12 protein-coding genes and 1 pseudogene are annotated in these 14,046 nt (G+C 61.3%); 6 read left to right on the top strand and 7 right to left on the bottom strand.

The features are described from left to right. Positions 1-21: 21 nt before the first annotated feature. Genes AC3EMP_RS21785 through AC3EMP_RS21770 form a run of 4 tightly spaced genes read right to left on the bottom strand, consistent with a single transcriptional unit; the run spans position 22 to position 3,361 of the window. Positions 22-999 carry a quinone oxidoreductase family protein gene (locus tag AC3EMP_RS21785; protein ID WP_023807406.1) on the bottom strand — a complete coding sequence of 326 codons (978 nt, stop codon included), beginning with the start codon at positions 997-999 and terminating at the stop codon, positions 22-24. Between the two features lie 18 nt (positions 1,000-1,017). Then, entirely contained in the window at positions 1,018-1,848 is an 831-nt protein-coding gene (gene pcsA, locus AC3EMP_RS21780; protein WP_023682522.1) for a phosphatidylcholine synthase, read from the bottom strand. Then, on the bottom strand, positions 1,845-2,459 hold the full coding sequence (locus AC3EMP_RS21775; protein ID WP_023691317.1) for a DUF1326 domain-containing protein: 615 nt from the start codon (positions 2,457-2,459) through the stop codon (positions 1,845-1,847). The genes pcsA and AC3EMP_RS21775 overlap by 4 nt, the downstream gene beginning before the upstream one ends. 14 nt (positions 2,460-2,473) lie before the next feature. Next, positions 2,474-3,361, bottom strand: a complete 888-nt coding sequence (locus AC3EMP_RS21770) for a DUF2182 domain-containing protein (RefSeq protein ID WP_023691318.1) — start codon at positions 3,359-3,361, stop codon at positions 2,474-2,476. A 95-nt stretch (positions 3,362-3,456) separates the two neighbouring features. Here AC3EMP_RS21770 and AC3EMP_RS21765 point away from each other — a divergent pair, with 95 nt between their 5' ends. After that, on the top strand, positions 3,457-4,668 hold the full coding sequence (locus AC3EMP_RS21765) for a UbiH/UbiF family hydroxylase (RefSeq protein WP_023730587.1): 1,212 nt from the start codon (positions 3,457-3,459) through the stop codon (positions 4,666-4,668). Here AC3EMP_RS21765 and AC3EMP_RS21760 read toward each other — a convergent pair. Beyond that, on the bottom strand, positions 4,645-5,607 hold the full coding sequence (locus AC3EMP_RS21760; RefSeq protein WP_023734007.1) for an AEC family transporter: 963 nt from the start codon (positions 5,605-5,607) through the stop codon (positions 4,645-4,647). The genes AC3EMP_RS21765 and AC3EMP_RS21760 overlap by 24 nt on opposite strands. 224 nt (positions 5,608-5,831) lie before the next feature. Here AC3EMP_RS21760 and hspQ point away from each other — a divergent pair, with 224 nt between their 5' ends. Continuing rightward, positions 5,832-6,155 (top strand): heat shock protein HspQ, encoded by a 324-nt coding sequence (hspQ, locus tag AC3EMP_RS21755; protein WP_023668971.1) that lies wholly within the window; start codon positions 5,832-5,834, stop codon positions 6,153-6,155. 81 nt (positions 6,156-6,236) lie between these two features. Here the strand turns inward: hspQ and AC3EMP_RS21750 are convergent, their stop codons facing one another. After that, complete coding sequence (locus AC3EMP_RS21750; protein ID WP_023668972.1) at positions 6,237-6,860, bottom strand: invasion associated locus B family protein; 624 nt, start codon at positions 6,858-6,860, stop codon at positions 6,237-6,239. Positions 6,861-7,120: 260 nt separating this feature from the next. On the opposite strand from AC3EMP_RS21750, the gene AC3EMP_RS21745 reads away from it, so the two are divergent. Then, positions 7,121-8,941 (top strand): extracellular solute-binding protein, encoded by a 1,821-nt coding sequence (locus AC3EMP_RS21745; protein WP_023688488.1) that lies wholly within the window; start codon positions 7,121-7,123, stop codon positions 8,939-8,941. 49 nt (positions 8,942-8,990) lie between these two features. Then, entirely contained in the window at positions 8,991-9,671 is a 681-nt protein-coding gene (locus tag AC3EMP_RS21740) for a DsbA family oxidoreductase (protein ID WP_023688489.1), read from the top strand. A 6-nt stretch (positions 9,672-9,677) separates the two neighbouring features. Here the strand turns inward: AC3EMP_RS21740 and AC3EMP_RS21735 are convergent, their stop codons facing one another. Further along, entirely contained in the window at positions 9,678-10,112 is a 435-nt protein-coding gene (locus AC3EMP_RS21735) for a hypothetical protein (RefSeq protein WP_023682515.1), read from the bottom strand. Positions 10,113-10,319: 207 nt separating this feature from the next. Between AC3EMP_RS21735 and AC3EMP_RS21730 the strand changes: the two are divergent. Both AC3EMP_RS21730 and AC3EMP_RS21725 read left to right on the top strand, forming a co-directional pair. Continuing rightward, positions 10,320-11,500, top strand: a pseudogene (locus AC3EMP_RS21730) (IS256 family transposase). 549 nt (positions 11,501-12,049) lie between these two features. Beyond that, positions 12,050-13,936 carry an ABC transporter ATP-binding protein/permease gene (locus AC3EMP_RS21725; protein WP_352711827.1) on the top strand — a complete coding sequence of 629 codons (1,887 nt, stop codon included), beginning with the start codon at positions 12,050-12,052 and terminating at the stop codon, positions 13,934-13,936. The last annotated feature ends 110 nt before the right edge of the window (positions 13,937-14,046 follow it).

Genomic DNA, 14,046 nt, shown 5'->3' with positions numbered 1-14,046 from the left:
TGAAAGGAAGGCAAACCTCCGTCAGGGGATCAGTATTGTCGTACCCGTGGTCTTGCGCCCTTCGAGATCGGCTTGCGCCTTGCCGGCGTCCTTCAGCGCATAGCGCTGGTTGATCTTGATCTCGACCGCACCGCTCAACACCACATCGAACAATGCCGCGGCGGAGATTTCGAGGTCTTCACGCTTGGCGTTGTAGACGAACAGCGTCGGCCTGGTAGCGAACAGCGAGCCCTTCTGCGCCAGCAGCGACATCGAAAATGACGGGATCGGTCCAGAGGACTGACCGAAAGAGACGAACATGCCGAGCGGCTTCAGACAGTCGAGCGAGGCCGGGAATGTGTCGTTGCCGACCGAATCGTAGACGACGTCACATTTCTTGCCGCCGGTGATGGCGGCGACGCCGGCGACGAAATCCTGCTCCTTGTAGTTGATGACATGGTCGAAGCCATGCGCCTTGGCGAGCTCGATCTTGTCGGTTGAGCTTGCCGTGCCGATGACGGTGCCGCCGAGATGTTTTGCCCATTGTCCCAGGATCAGCCCGACGCCGCCGGCGGCGGCATGAAACAGGATGGTGTCGCCTGCCTTCACCTTGAAGGTCCGGCGCAACAGATACTCCGCCGTCATGCCTTTAAGCATCATGCCGGCGGCCTGTTCGTCGCTGATGCGGTCCGGTACCTTGACCACGCGGTCGGCGGCGACAATGCGCTGTTCGGCATAGGCACCGACATTGACGGCATAGGCGATGCGGTCGCCCGGCTTCAGCCAGTCGATGCCTGCGCCGACCTCGAGAACCACACCTGCCGCCTCGCCGCCCGGGATCAGCGGGAAGCCGCCGGGCGGCGGATAGAGGCCGATGCGGTGATAGACATCGATGAAATTGAGGCCGATCGCGGTGTGCCTGACCAGGATCTGCCCGGCGCCGGGTTGTCCCGGATCGGCGTCTTCATAGGTCAGGACTTCCGGACCGCCATGGGCGTGGATACGGATTGCTTTGGACATTTGTGGGCTTTCCTGCGGTCAGGCTTTCTTAGTGTCCGGCTTGGCGCCGAGTTTGGGGAAGAACTGCATGATACCGCCGATGCAGGCGAGGTAAAGTCCGGTGATGGTGATGCCGACCTTGGTAAAGACGCCGACCTGTTCGCCCAAAACGCCGATCTGGTCGTAGAAGGCGGCAAGGGCCGCCTGCGCCAGCGCCAGCGCACCGAAAGCACACCAGAGCAGCGTCATGCCAAGATTAATTGGCCGCAGCCGCACCACCCGCACGGGATGAATGAAGTTGATCGGCACGAAGGTGAGGATGCCGGCCGCCACGACGACGCCGAAGGACACCCACTGTCCCGGCTCGATGACGAACAGCGTGAACACGACCATGTTCCAGACCACCGGAAAGCCTTTGAAGAAGTTCTCCTTCGTCTTCATTCCGGTGTCGGCATAATAGATGGCGCTGGACACCACGATGATGGCCGCCGACAGGAAAGACAGCCCTTCGCCCATGAAGCCGCGCTGGTAGAGCGCGAAGGCGGGGATCAGCACATAGGTGACATAGTCGATGATGTTGTCGAGGAGTTCGCCCGACCAGGTCGGCAGGATCTCCTTGACCTCAAGCTTGCGCGCGATCGGCCCGTCTATGCCGTCGACGAACAGCGCCAGCCCCAGCCACCAGAACATCGCCGTCCAGCGTTGCTCGCTTGCCGCCACCAGAGACAGGAAGGCCAGGAACGAGCCAGACGCGGTCAACAGATGCACCGAGAATGCCCGCGCCTGCGGCCAGGTGACCTTTTTCTTCGGCCTGGGTATCCGGTCGGTGATCTTTTTGGCGGCATTCCTGGCGGTTGTGTTCTTGCTCACGGGCCCCGCCAATCCAGTTTGCAGATTTCGGCCGAGCGGCCGGCAAAGTTCCAGTTGTGGCCGAACGCCCGCATCTTGCTTTTGTCGGACCTGGCCACGATGATCTCCGGCGCGATCCAGTATTCCGAGTTGCCGATCACGGTATCCTTCTCGCGATCCTTGCCGGGAATCGGTGTGACCGCCCCGTCGATGATCTTCGGTATCTGGAAAATACGGGTCTTGTCACGCGTCTCGTAGGTGATCGGCACCTGCTCGACACCGAGGAACTTGCCGACAAGGATCGACAACAGCGAGGTTGTTCCGCCGGCCTTCCCGGTGAAGATCCTGGTCAGCGCTTTCACCGCGTAGACGGAGGCGCGCTTGTCGATGAACAGGCCTGCGGTCCAGTTGCCGCGGCTCATAAAGCCGGGGATTTCCATGACCAGACCGAGATTGAGGCCGGACAGGTCGACCTCGCCGAAATGGCCTGCGTCGATGCGGAAGCCCGCCCAGGTCTGACAATAACCCTCCGTCGGCGGATGGCTGCCAAGCGACAGCACGCAAGGACAAAAAACCGTGCAATTGCAGGAGAGTACGAGCTCTCCTTTCATTGCCCAGCCTTGCTCTGCCATGGAATTCTCCCCCGTCATGCCGAGACTACTAGCAGGGCGACTACCCAGACAAGCAGTATCGCACCGGCCACTCGGGTTGGAAGGCTGCCGGTGGTCTGTTTTTCGATCAAGGTGAACAGGCCGATCAGCGCCATCCAGAACACGTTCATCGCGCCGACGGCAAACATCACCAGCATCAGCGCCCAGCAGCAGCCGAGGCACCACAGGCCCTGCTTCAGCCCTAGCCGGAAGATGCCACCCGGCTCCGCGCTCCAGTTGGAAAACAGTGTCGAGAACGGGTTCCGGCATTTTGTCAGGCAGGCCTGCTTGAGGCTGCTGAACTGGTAGAGGCCGGCAACCAGCAGCGCGGCCGCCGCGGCAAGGCCGCTCACCGGATCGAGCAATCGAGCGGAGGACGTAAATGCGTGGACGAGCAACGTCAGCACCGCGAAGCCGATAGAGGCGACAAGCCATGTCGAGAGGTAGCCGGCAGCCAGGACCAGCGGATGGGCCACCGGCTCGCCCTTGATGCGGGCGGTGTCGGCGATTTCACAATAGGTACGGATCATCGGCGCCGCCGACGGCAGCATCGTCGCCACGGCCATCAAAAACCACATCACGATCAGCGCCAGAACCGGTGCGCCGCCGGCATCAAGTGGTGCGGGCGTCAGGCACATGCCGAAGAAGCGGTCGAGGACATCCGGCAGCGGCAGTTGCGGCAGATATCGCAGGACCACATCGCCTGGTACGCCGGGGAGCCGGGCTTCGGCGCCGCGGATCGCCATGGCGCCGAGAATGAACCAGGCGAGCAGAATGCCGCCGGCGATGGCGATGTTGACCGTCAGGCGGGGGCTGCGGGCCAGGCTTGCCGTGGCGCGGCCGGCGCGGTCGAGATGGCTGAAATCGTCCTGCTGGCCGGTCATGACAACCGAATGAGCCTAATCGCCGCGTTGATCAAGCCGCATGGTCTGACCTATATCCATGGGTAGACACCTGCATCGCAAACTGGAAGTCCAATTTGGATCATCGCGAGACAGCACGGATACTGGTAGCCGGCAGCGGCCCTGCCGGACTGATCGCGGCGCTCGGTTTCGCCGAGGCGGGCTTTCCGGTAACCCTGGTCGGACCCGAAGCAGGCGGGCCCGATGGCCGGACCACGGCGCTGATGAACCCTGCTCTCAAGGTTCTCGATCGGCTGGGCGTGCTGGCCGAACTTGCGCCGAAGGCCGCGCCGCTGAAGGTCATGCGCATCGTTGATGCGACCAGCCGGCTGATCCGCAGCCCGGTGGTGACTTTTCGCGCCATGGAGATCGGCGAGGAGCAGTTCGGGCTCAACCTGCCCAATAGTGCGCTGAACCCGACGCTGGCCAAGTCCGTCGCGGCCCATCCCGGCATCGAATGGCTGACGTCGATGGTCGAGAGTTGGCGTCTGGACGCCGATCAGGCGCATGCCGTCTTGACTGATGGTCGCGAAGTCTCGGCCGCGCTTGCGGTCGCTGCCGATGGGCGCCTGTCGCCGGCGCGCGAGGCGGCAGGCATAGTGGCCTCGGTGCGATCCTACCGCCAAGCGGCGCTGGTGCTGAATTTTGGCCATCGCAGCGAACACGGCTTCACCTCGACCGAGTTCCACACAGAGACCGGGCCGTTCACCCAGGTGCCGCTGCCCGGCAACCGCTCCAGCCTCGTCTGGGTGGTGAAACCGGAGGCGGCGAAGGACCTCGCCGCACTCGATGACGCGACGCTTTCCGAGCGTGTCGAGCAGCAGATGCAGTCGATGCTGGGCCGGGTGTCGGTCGAGCCCGGCCGACAAATTTACCCGCTTTCAGCGGCATCACCGGGGCGCTTCGCGCAAAACCGTGTGGCGCTGGTCGGCGAGGCTGCACATGTGTTCCCGCCGATCGGGGCCCAAGGTCTAAACCTCGGCATCAGGGACGTCGAGGATCTGATTGGAATCGCACGCGAAAATCGCGGCGACCCTGGCGCCGCAAGGGCTTTGGCCGCCTATGATTCCAGGCGCCGTCCCGACATTCTGGCGCGTTCGGGCGCGGTCAACCTGCTTAACATGTCGTTGCTGTCGGACATGTTGCCGGCGCAGATGGCACGCAGCGCCGGCCTCAATGTGCTCGGCAGTTTCGCGCCGCTGCGCGCCTTTTTCATGCGCGAAGGCTTGAGGCCGGGCAGCGGCTTTGCGGCGCTTACCGGCGGTTCAGGGAAACAGGTCCGGCGGTAAGATGCCGTGGCGGATCATGTAGAGCAGCCCGGTCACCGTCAGCACCGAGAGACAGGTGGTGATCATGACGCTGGCCGAGGCGCGTTGCACCCAGACGCCATATTGCTGGGCGATGACGAAGACGTTGGTTGCAGTCGGTAATGCCGCCAAAAGCACGGCTGAAAAAACCCAGATTTCGGAAAAGTTCCCGATCCAGCTCAGCACGACGTAGCAGAGCAATGGATGCAGGATCAGCTTCAGCGCCGCGATCGACGCCAGTTCATGCGGCACGCGGTTGAGCGGCCGGAGCGCAAGCGTCACGCCCATGGCAAACAGGGCACAAGGGGCGGCTGCCCGCGAAAGATATTCAAGCAGGCGATCGACCGGCTGCGGTGGGTGAAAGCCGAGATAGGCGGCGCCGACGCCAAGCGCGGTCGCGATGATGAACGGGTGCAGGACGATTTTCCTGACTACGCCGAGGATGAGCCGCCACGGCGATGTCTTGTCGTCGCCCGACAGCGCCATCATCATCGGCGCGATGGCGAAATGCATGATATTTTCGAAGCAGAAGATCAGCGCGACGGGAACCGCCGCTTGTTCGCCGAAGGCGAGCAGCGCCAGCCCCGGCCCCATATAGCCGATATTGCCGTAGGCCGCGGCCAGCGCCTTGATCGTCGACTGGGCGATCTCGCCGCGCGACGCCGTCACCGACCATACGAACATGATCGAGAAGATCGTGTAGGTGGAAAATACCGAGCCGAAGATGAAGCGCCATTCGGTCAACTGTTCGAACGGCGTGCGGGCCAGCAATTGGAAGAACAGGGCAGGAAGCGCGACATAGACGATGAAAGTGTTCATCCAGCCAAGCGCCTCCAGCGGCTGCCTGGTCATGCGTGCGACCAGAAAGCCGATGAAAATCAGCCCGAAGAACGGAAGAACAAGACCGACGACGTCAGACATTTTTGCCCTGGCCCGAAACCCCTGGACCGGGCTAGCCCGTAGCTTCATCGGGCGTCAAGCGCTTCGGCATTGAACTGACACGCCATCTGCGCCAAATAAAGCCTGATCCCAGACCTAAGTCGGGCTCGATTTTTGGCCACGGTGTGTGTAAATTCAAAGTCTTAGAGCGCTCTTCGCACATTCGAGGGGACGCCGGGCGCTCTAGAGGCTTAGTGGTGAGTATGATGAAAACGGCCAAATTTTCGATCGGACAGGTGGTTCGTCATCGGCTGTTTCCGTTCCGCGGCATCATTTTCGATGTCGATCCGCAATTTGCCAACACCGACGAATGGTACGAAGCCATCCCGGCCGACGTGCGGCCGCGCAAGGACCAGCCGTTCTACCATCTGCTCGCCGAGAATTCGGAAACCGAATACATCGCCTATGTCTCCGAGCAGAACCTGCTCGAGGATCAATCGGGCGAACCGGTCCGGCATCCACAGATCGGCGAGATGTTCGACAAGCGGCCCGACGGACGCTATGAGCCAAAACGCCAGTCGAGACACTGACATCACCTTGCATCGACGTGACGGCAACAAAAAAGCGGGGCATGACCCCGCTTTTTGTCGCTCCGGTATCTGTCCCGGCGATTAGTTGGCGGCTTTGGCCTTGGCCTGCTCGTCCTTGAGCTTCTTGGCGAAGTCCTGGTTGTTCTTGACGACGAAATCCTGAAGTTTTTTCTGCCGATCCTCGATGTCCGACTGCTGCAGCGGCGCGCCGTCAAAGGCGCCGCTGAAGCCGGTCAAGGCAACCTTGATTGGATTTGGCTGACTCTGGAAGTTGATCGAGGTCAGCGTGATCGCCTGTCCCTTCTTGAAGGACGCGACGAGCGCGTCGGTCAGCGGCACTTCGGCAACGCAACGGTCGGCGAAGCAAATGACATAATCCAGCTTCGTCGCCTTGCCGGCGTCTATTTGCAGGGCGATGCCCGGGGGCACCAGGCGACCTGGGGGAACCGTGACCTGGAAGACCTTGCGGTTTACCTTGCCCTTCAGCTCGATCAGGCTGACCCCGGTGACGAACTGGCCGTTGCCGGCAGTGATGATGTTCTGGACATTGCAGATGTCGACATCTTCCTGCTTGGTGCAGGCCTTGAACCAACCCTGCGGAATCTGTTGCTGTGCCGAAGCGGTGGGAAGTCCGGCGCCCAGAAAGCCGACCACGCCCGCGGCCAGGACCGAAAGGCGGTATGCGTTGCTGTTCAGGCTCGTCATGTCGTGCATTTCCTCTCAAATGATCCCGGGACCGGCTTCTTCGCGCCGTGTGGTCCTGCTACCTGTTGCCGAATTGAGGCAACAGAATGACTTCGGAGCGCGTGTTACACTGCATGAGCAGCCGAATCCAGCCCGCCGCCTGCAATTCTTGGCCTCGCAATTTGGGTCGTGCGATTTGGGTTGATGTATCTGGCCGGAGCGCCGCGGCGCCATGTTAGGGTGCACTCCGAATCATCAAGCCGCCCAGTAAGGAGACGGTCATGGGCCGCATTCTTGTTTGGCTGATCGCCGCAATTTCGTTCTTCGCCTTTGCACCCGGCGTGGCGATGTCGGAACCGAAACATGCCATCGCCATGCAGGGCGAGCCGGCGCTGCCAGCCGACTACCAGCATTTCGACTACGTCAATCCCGATGCGCCCAAGGGCGGCAACATCACTTACTGCGTCGTCGGCAGCTTCGACAATCTGAACCCGTTCATCCTGAAGAGCCTGCGCACCACGGCGCGCGGCATGCAGGACCTCATTTTCGGCAATCTCGTCTTCGAGCCGTTGATGATGCGCAACTACGACGAGGCCTTCAGCCTCTATGGCCTGCTCGCAGACACGGCCGATATGGATCCCGAGCGCAAGTGGATCGAGTTCCATCTCAACCCAAATGCAAAGTGGTCCGATGGCGAGCCGGTGACGCCGGATGACGTGCTTTTCACCTACGATGTCTTCACCGACAAGGGCCGCCCGCCCTATAGGGACCGCATGAGCCTGATCGCCAAGCTCGAAAAGACCGGCGATCACAGCGTGCGCTTCACCTTCAACGACAAGGCCAATCGCGAGACCCCCTTGATCATCGCGCTGACGCCGATCATCCCAAAGCACGCCTTCAACAAGGATACCTTCGACAAGACGACGTTGAAGCCGGTGATCGGCAGCGGTCCCTATACCATCGACAAGGTGCAGCCGGGACAGCGCATCGTCTTCAAGCGCAATCCAAATTACTGGGGCAAGGACATCCCTTCCAAGCGCGGCTTCGACAATTACGATCAGATCACCATCGAGTACTTCCTCAACGCCAACGCCAAGACGGAAGCGTTCAAGAAAGGCATCTGCGCCATTTACGATGAGGGCGATCCGGTCAAGCGCGAGCGCGATATCGATTTTCCCGCCTTCCATCGCGGCGAGGTGATCGCCGAGACCTTCGACACCGGCATACCGCCCGTGGTGACCGGGTTCCTGTTCAACACGCGGCTGGAGAAGTTTTCCAATCCGGAGGTGCGGCGCGCGCTCGGCATGCTCTACGACTTCGAATGGGCCAACAAGAACCTGTTCGGCGGCAAGTACACGCGCACGATGAGCTACTGGCAGAATTCCGAACTTTCCGCGCTCGGCCATCCCGCCAGCGACAGGGAAAAGGCGCTGCTGGCGCCCTACCCCGGCCGCGTGCCGGCCGATGTCATGGACGGCAGCTGGCGCCCGCCGGTGAATGACGGCACCGGCCAGGACCGCAAGGTACTGAAGCTGGCGTTCGACCTGCTGAAGAGCCAGGGCTACGCCGTTAGGGACGGCGTCCTGCTGGATCCCAAGGGAAACCCGTTCGGTTTCGAGATCCTGACGGCGTCGCAGGACGAGGAACGCTTTGCCGCCATCTATCAGCGCTCGCTGGAAAAGATCGGCATCGCGGTGACCATCCGCAGCCTCGAGGCCGACCAGATCCAGTCGCGCAAGCAGCGTTTCGACTTTGAGGTTCTTGTCGGGTCGAGCGGGTTCAGCAACTCGCTGTCTCCCGGTATGGAGCAGAACCTTCGCTGGGGTTCTTCAGAGGCCAAAAGAGAAGGTTCATTCAATCTGGCCGGCGTCGCCGATCCGGCGGTCGACGCGGCGATCGACGCGATGCTGAGAGCACGGACCAAGGAAGACTATGTCGCCGCCGTGCGCGTGCTCGACCGATTGCTGATCTCCGGCAATTACATGGTGCCGATGCAGTACAACGCGCAGCAATGGCTCGCTTACTGGAATTACCTGGACCATCCCAAAAAGACGCCCATATTCGGTTATCAATGGCCGACCTGGTGGCGCAAGCCGAACTGAGCGTGGCCGAGATCGGTCTCGCTGAAACGTTCGGCTGCAGGAGATCAAGATGAGCGATGACAATTCCATTACCGTCGACGTGGTTTCCGACGTCGTCTGCCCCTGGTGCTTCGTCGGCCAGAAGCGGCTGGATAAAGCGATTGCCGCTGCCGGCGACGTTGAGGTTCATGTGCGCTGGCGGCCGTTCCAGCTCGACCCGACCATCCCGCCCGAGGGCAAGGACCGGCGCGAATACATGCTGGCCAAATTCGGCAGCGACGAGCGCATCCGTCAGATGCATGCCCGCGTAGAGCCGCTCGGCGAAGCCGAAGGCATCGATTTCGCTTTCGACGCCATCAAGGTCGCCGCCAACACGCTGGACGCGCATCGTGTCATCCGCTGGGCCGGTGCCGCCGGTGAAGCCGTGCAGAACCGGCTCGTGCGCCGGCTGTTCCAACTGTATTTCGAGAAAGGCGGCAATATTGGCGACCACGCCGTGCTGATCGATGCCGCCCGCGAGGCCGGCATGGACGCTGCCGTGGTCGAAACGCTCCTGCCGACCGATGCCGACGTCGAGGAGGTGCGCACAGAAATCGCCACGGCATCGCGGATGGGGATCACTGGCGTGCCGTGCTTCCTGCTCGAAGGCAAATACGCCGTCATGGGCGCGCAGGACGCCGACACGCTGACTGATGCCATCCGCCAAGTCGCGGCCGCAAAGGCCAAGGGCGAGCTGGAAAAGGCCGGCTGACCGAAGTTATTTCACCGTCACCTTGGCTTTGCTGAGGAAGAAGCCATGCCCGTTGCTGCCCGTGCAGGTCAGTCCCTTGGTTGACGACTGGCAGGTAAACGGCCCTTTGCTCCAGCTGTTGCCATAGGCCAGCTTCGCGACATCGCTGCAGCAGCCCTGCTCTCCCGGATTCTTGATCAATGTCGCCGGGCCGTTCGGCCCAAGGATCACGGTGACGTAGCTGGGCTCGACGCGCGAACAGCTCAGTTCCGGACCGCCATCCTGTGGTTCGTAGGTGCTGGTGCCGCCCTTCGGCGTGTAGATGCAGCCGATGTTGCCGGACGGAGCATTGAACTCGATTTGCCCTTCGGCGCTTGCCGGAATGGTCTGGCTGACGGCATGCGCAAGAGGCAGCCAGGCAAAGAGCGTCACCATTGCGGGAACGGCTGCGCGTGCAAGCATTGGGGAGCTTCCTTGTTGGGGACCGGACATGCATCGGTGCCGACAGTGCCCGGCAAGGTTCATTCCAGTGCGCTTGATTGTCAAACGGTGTTGAGCTGCAGCTAAAAAGGGTAGTGTGCTGAGAGTTCTGCAAATTCGCTGAGAGGGGGCGGTCATGGCAGGCTGGTGATTGTTCACGTCACCTGATTCCCGCGAAGGAACGCCACCATGACCAAGACTGAAGTTAAGACCGCCAGCGCTGCCGTCAAAGACATTTTGCTTTCGAACCCGGATGGATTGCACGAAGTGCTCCGTGCGGTGATGCAGGAGGTGCTTGAGGCCGAGATGGACGAGGCGCTGGGTGCCTCGAAGAGCGAGCGCACGCCCGAACGGCTTGGCTATCGCTCGGGCTATTACGGCCGTACCCTTGTGACGCGGGTCGGCAAGCTCGAGCTGCGGGTTCCGCAGGACCGGGCCGGCCGCTTCTCCACCGAGCTGTTCGAGCGCTACCAGCGTTCCGAGCGGGCCTTGGTGGCGACACTGGCGGAGATGTATGTCCAGGGCGTGTCGACCCGCAAGGTGAAGGCGATCACGGAAGAACTGTGCGGCCATGCCTTCTCGGCCTCGTCGATCTCGGCCATCAACAAGCGGCTGGACGAGAGCCTCGCTGCCTTTGCCAGGCGCCCCCTTCAAGAGCCGTTTCCTTACCTCATCCTCGATGCGCGCTACGAGAAGTGCGTGAAGCCGGTGTTGTCATGAGCCAGGCGGTGCTGATCGCGGTCGGTATCGACTGGGACGGAAGGCGCCAGATCCTGGCCGTGGAGATGGCCAATCGCGAGAGCCGCTCGGCCTGGAGGGACTTCCTCGTCGGCCTCAAGGGCGTCGAGTTGGTTGTGTCCGACGATCACGCCGGCCTGGTGGCAGCGATCGGCGAGGTGATCCCCGAAACCGCCTGGCAACGCTGCTACGTGCACTTCCTCAGGAACGCGCTCGATCATCTGCCGAGGAAGCACGGCGACGACTGCCTGCAGGAATTGCGCTGGCTCTACGACCGGCGCGATCTCGCAGAGGCCAGGGCTGATCTTGCCGCATGGCTTGCCAAATGGTCGGCACGCTATCCGCGCCTGACAGGCTGGGCCGAGGATGCCATCGAACAAACCCTGACCTTCTTCAGGCTGCCGAGACAGCACCACAAGCATCTTAAATCCACCAACATGCTGGAGCGGCTCAACGAGGAAATCCGCCGGCGCACCTATGTCGTGCGCATCTTCCCCAACACCGAAAGCTGCCTGCGCCTGGTCAGGGCCTTGGCCGTCGAGACCAACGAAAACTGGATGGAGGCCAACCGATACATCAACATGGACGACCTGCGCGAGCACAAGAAGCTCGCTCTGCGCCAAGCCGCATGACCAGCATCATGGCTGCCCCATTTTGCAGAACTTGACGCACACAACCCTAAAAAGCGCGTGCCACCTCATGAACAGTCGCTTTACAGGAGCGACGATCTTGCGTGCCCAACCATGATGGCCAGTGAAATGATTCGGGCGGCCTGGGGCGATCACGGACGGCAATTTTTCGGGCGATCCGGTTAGCGCGCGGTGGGAAAACCGGCCGACGGGCAGGCCTTTTGGTCACAAAGCCGTGTATGAGCCTTCCCCCAGGGAATATTTTCGCACATCTAAGCGTTCTCACAACACATTGAAACAAAGGACAAATTCGGCCCAAAGACGGCGGTCTCGCAGCACCAACTGTTGCCTCATAGCAACGGGGGTGGGCTGCCTCACATTCGCCGGGATAAAATTCATAGAAAATGATCAATTGGTGTTACTATCCGTAACAAAACTAAAAAAGGTTTGGGCGGGATTGTGATTCGGGTCGACAGACCGCGACGTTCAATATCGGCACTTTGGAACCGCGACGCCCCCGCCGGGCCGTCGCCCCTGACGCCAGTATCGTCGATGCGGACCTTCTGGGGACTGATGCGGGCCTACTGGTTCTCGGACCGGTGGAGGGAAGCCTGGGCTCTCACCGTCGTCCTCGCACTCATCATAGCCCTGTCGAGCAAGGCGGACGTGTGGTTTACCGTGTTGGCGGGCGAACTGGCAGCCTCAATCGCTTTTTTTCACGACGCCGCGAATACCACGCCCCTTGAATCGGTGCTTACCAATGCCGGCCTGCTTGTCCTGCTGGTCGTGTTCAAGGACATGGGAATCATAGGCGCCTGCAAATTTGTATCGGCGACATTGCATCGCAAATGGCGCGCCTGGTTGAACGCGCGTTTCAATGCGGCGCTGCTCGATACCAACCATACGCACTACCACGCTCAGAATGGCTCGCCAGATGTGGCTGCGCCCGACAACATCGATCAGCGCTTGCAGGAATCGATCAAAGACATGGCGGGCGGCGCCATCGGGCTTGCCCAAGGTGTCTTCGGCGTCTTCACCTCACTTTATTTTGTCGGCGGCGCTTTGCTGGCGAATTCCGTGGAGGTAAAAGGCCTGGATGCCCTCGGCAGCTATGGCAGCGCCGTCCTCGCTCTGCTGGCGGTTGCCATCTATGTGCCCGTCAATACCTGCATCGCGATCAAACTCGGCGGAATGCTGGAGTGGCTCAATGTCAGGATGCAGAAGGCCGAAGGCACCTATCGCAGCGAGCTGATCACCTTGTTGCGCCGCAGTTTCCATGTGTCGGCGTCGCAAGGCGAAGACGTGCAAAAGACGATACATGGACGGCTCTATCTGGATATCGATACCACCTGGTCGAAGCTCAACATCGTCAACACCCTCTATGCGGGATTCGAATCGGTCTATAATTTCGTCGGGGCCAAAGTTGTCGCCTACGGACCTGGTCTGGTGCCGTTCATCCACAACGGCGTCGACCTCAAGGGCTACATAACCGGTTCCGAGCAGGTCAACGCGCTGATCAGCAAATGTTCCTGGTTCATCCATGTCATGCCGAGTCTCGCCACCTTGCGGGCCAACAGCCAGCGCGTCATTGAATTGGCGCACGCCATTGAAAACGTCCAACAGCCGCAGGAATTCTACAGCCAGACCGGCCGTTCCGATTTCCACTATGCCAGCCAGAACCCGGTCTTCGGCCTGACCATCCAGAAGCTTGAACTGGCGCATCAGGGTGAAGACGCCACGCCGTTCCTGAGCGCAGCCAATCTGCGCTTTCGGCGCGGCGAGTGGGCATTCCTCAAGGGCGAATCCGGCTGCGGCAAGACTTCGCTGATCAAGGCGATCAACGGCTTGTGGCCTTATGGCCGCGGCACCATCGTCTTCCCTGACGGTGTGAGGAGCTTCTATGCCGCCCAGGAGGTCAAGCTGCAGCAGGTGTCGCTGAAGCAGCTGGTGTGCCTGCCCGGCTCCGAGGACGACTATGGCGATGCGCAGGTCGCGGCAGCCCTGCACAAGGCCGGCCTTGGCGATTTCATCGAACACATGGCCGATGAAAGCCGCGAGGGAAAGATCTGGGACCAGCTGCTGTCCGGCGGCCAGAAGCAGAAGCTGGTGGTGGCCCGCATCGTGCTGCAGCAACCGGGACTGCTGTTCCTCGACGAAGCGACCGGCGCGCTCGATCCGGATGGCAAGATCGCCTTCCACCAGGCCATCAAGGACAACTGTCCCGATGTCACGGTGATCAGCATCATGCATGAGGCGGTGGCGCCACGCTCGGCCTCGGGCGAGGAATTCTACCACAGCGTGGTCGCGATCGCCGACGGCGTCGCCACCAAGAGGCCGCTTGTTCCGAACCTTCCGCGCGAGCTCACCACCATCCTTACGCAGCCGCGGCCGGTCGAGGACAAATGGATGCGTTTTTCACGCCGGCTGAAGCAGAAATAGCAGCCACGCCGAAGCGCGTTCCGCCACTGGCGGCGGGGCACTCGCTCCCTCCCCCTTCAATAATCATCACAGTCTCGCGATTGGGCGGCTCCCGGCTGTTTTCCGCCACC

The sequence above is a fragment of the Mesorhizobium sp. P160219 genome (assembly GCF_057786095.1).
Note: the sequence above shows the minus strand (reverse complement) of the source record. Positions and strands in the feature narration are given on the sequence as shown.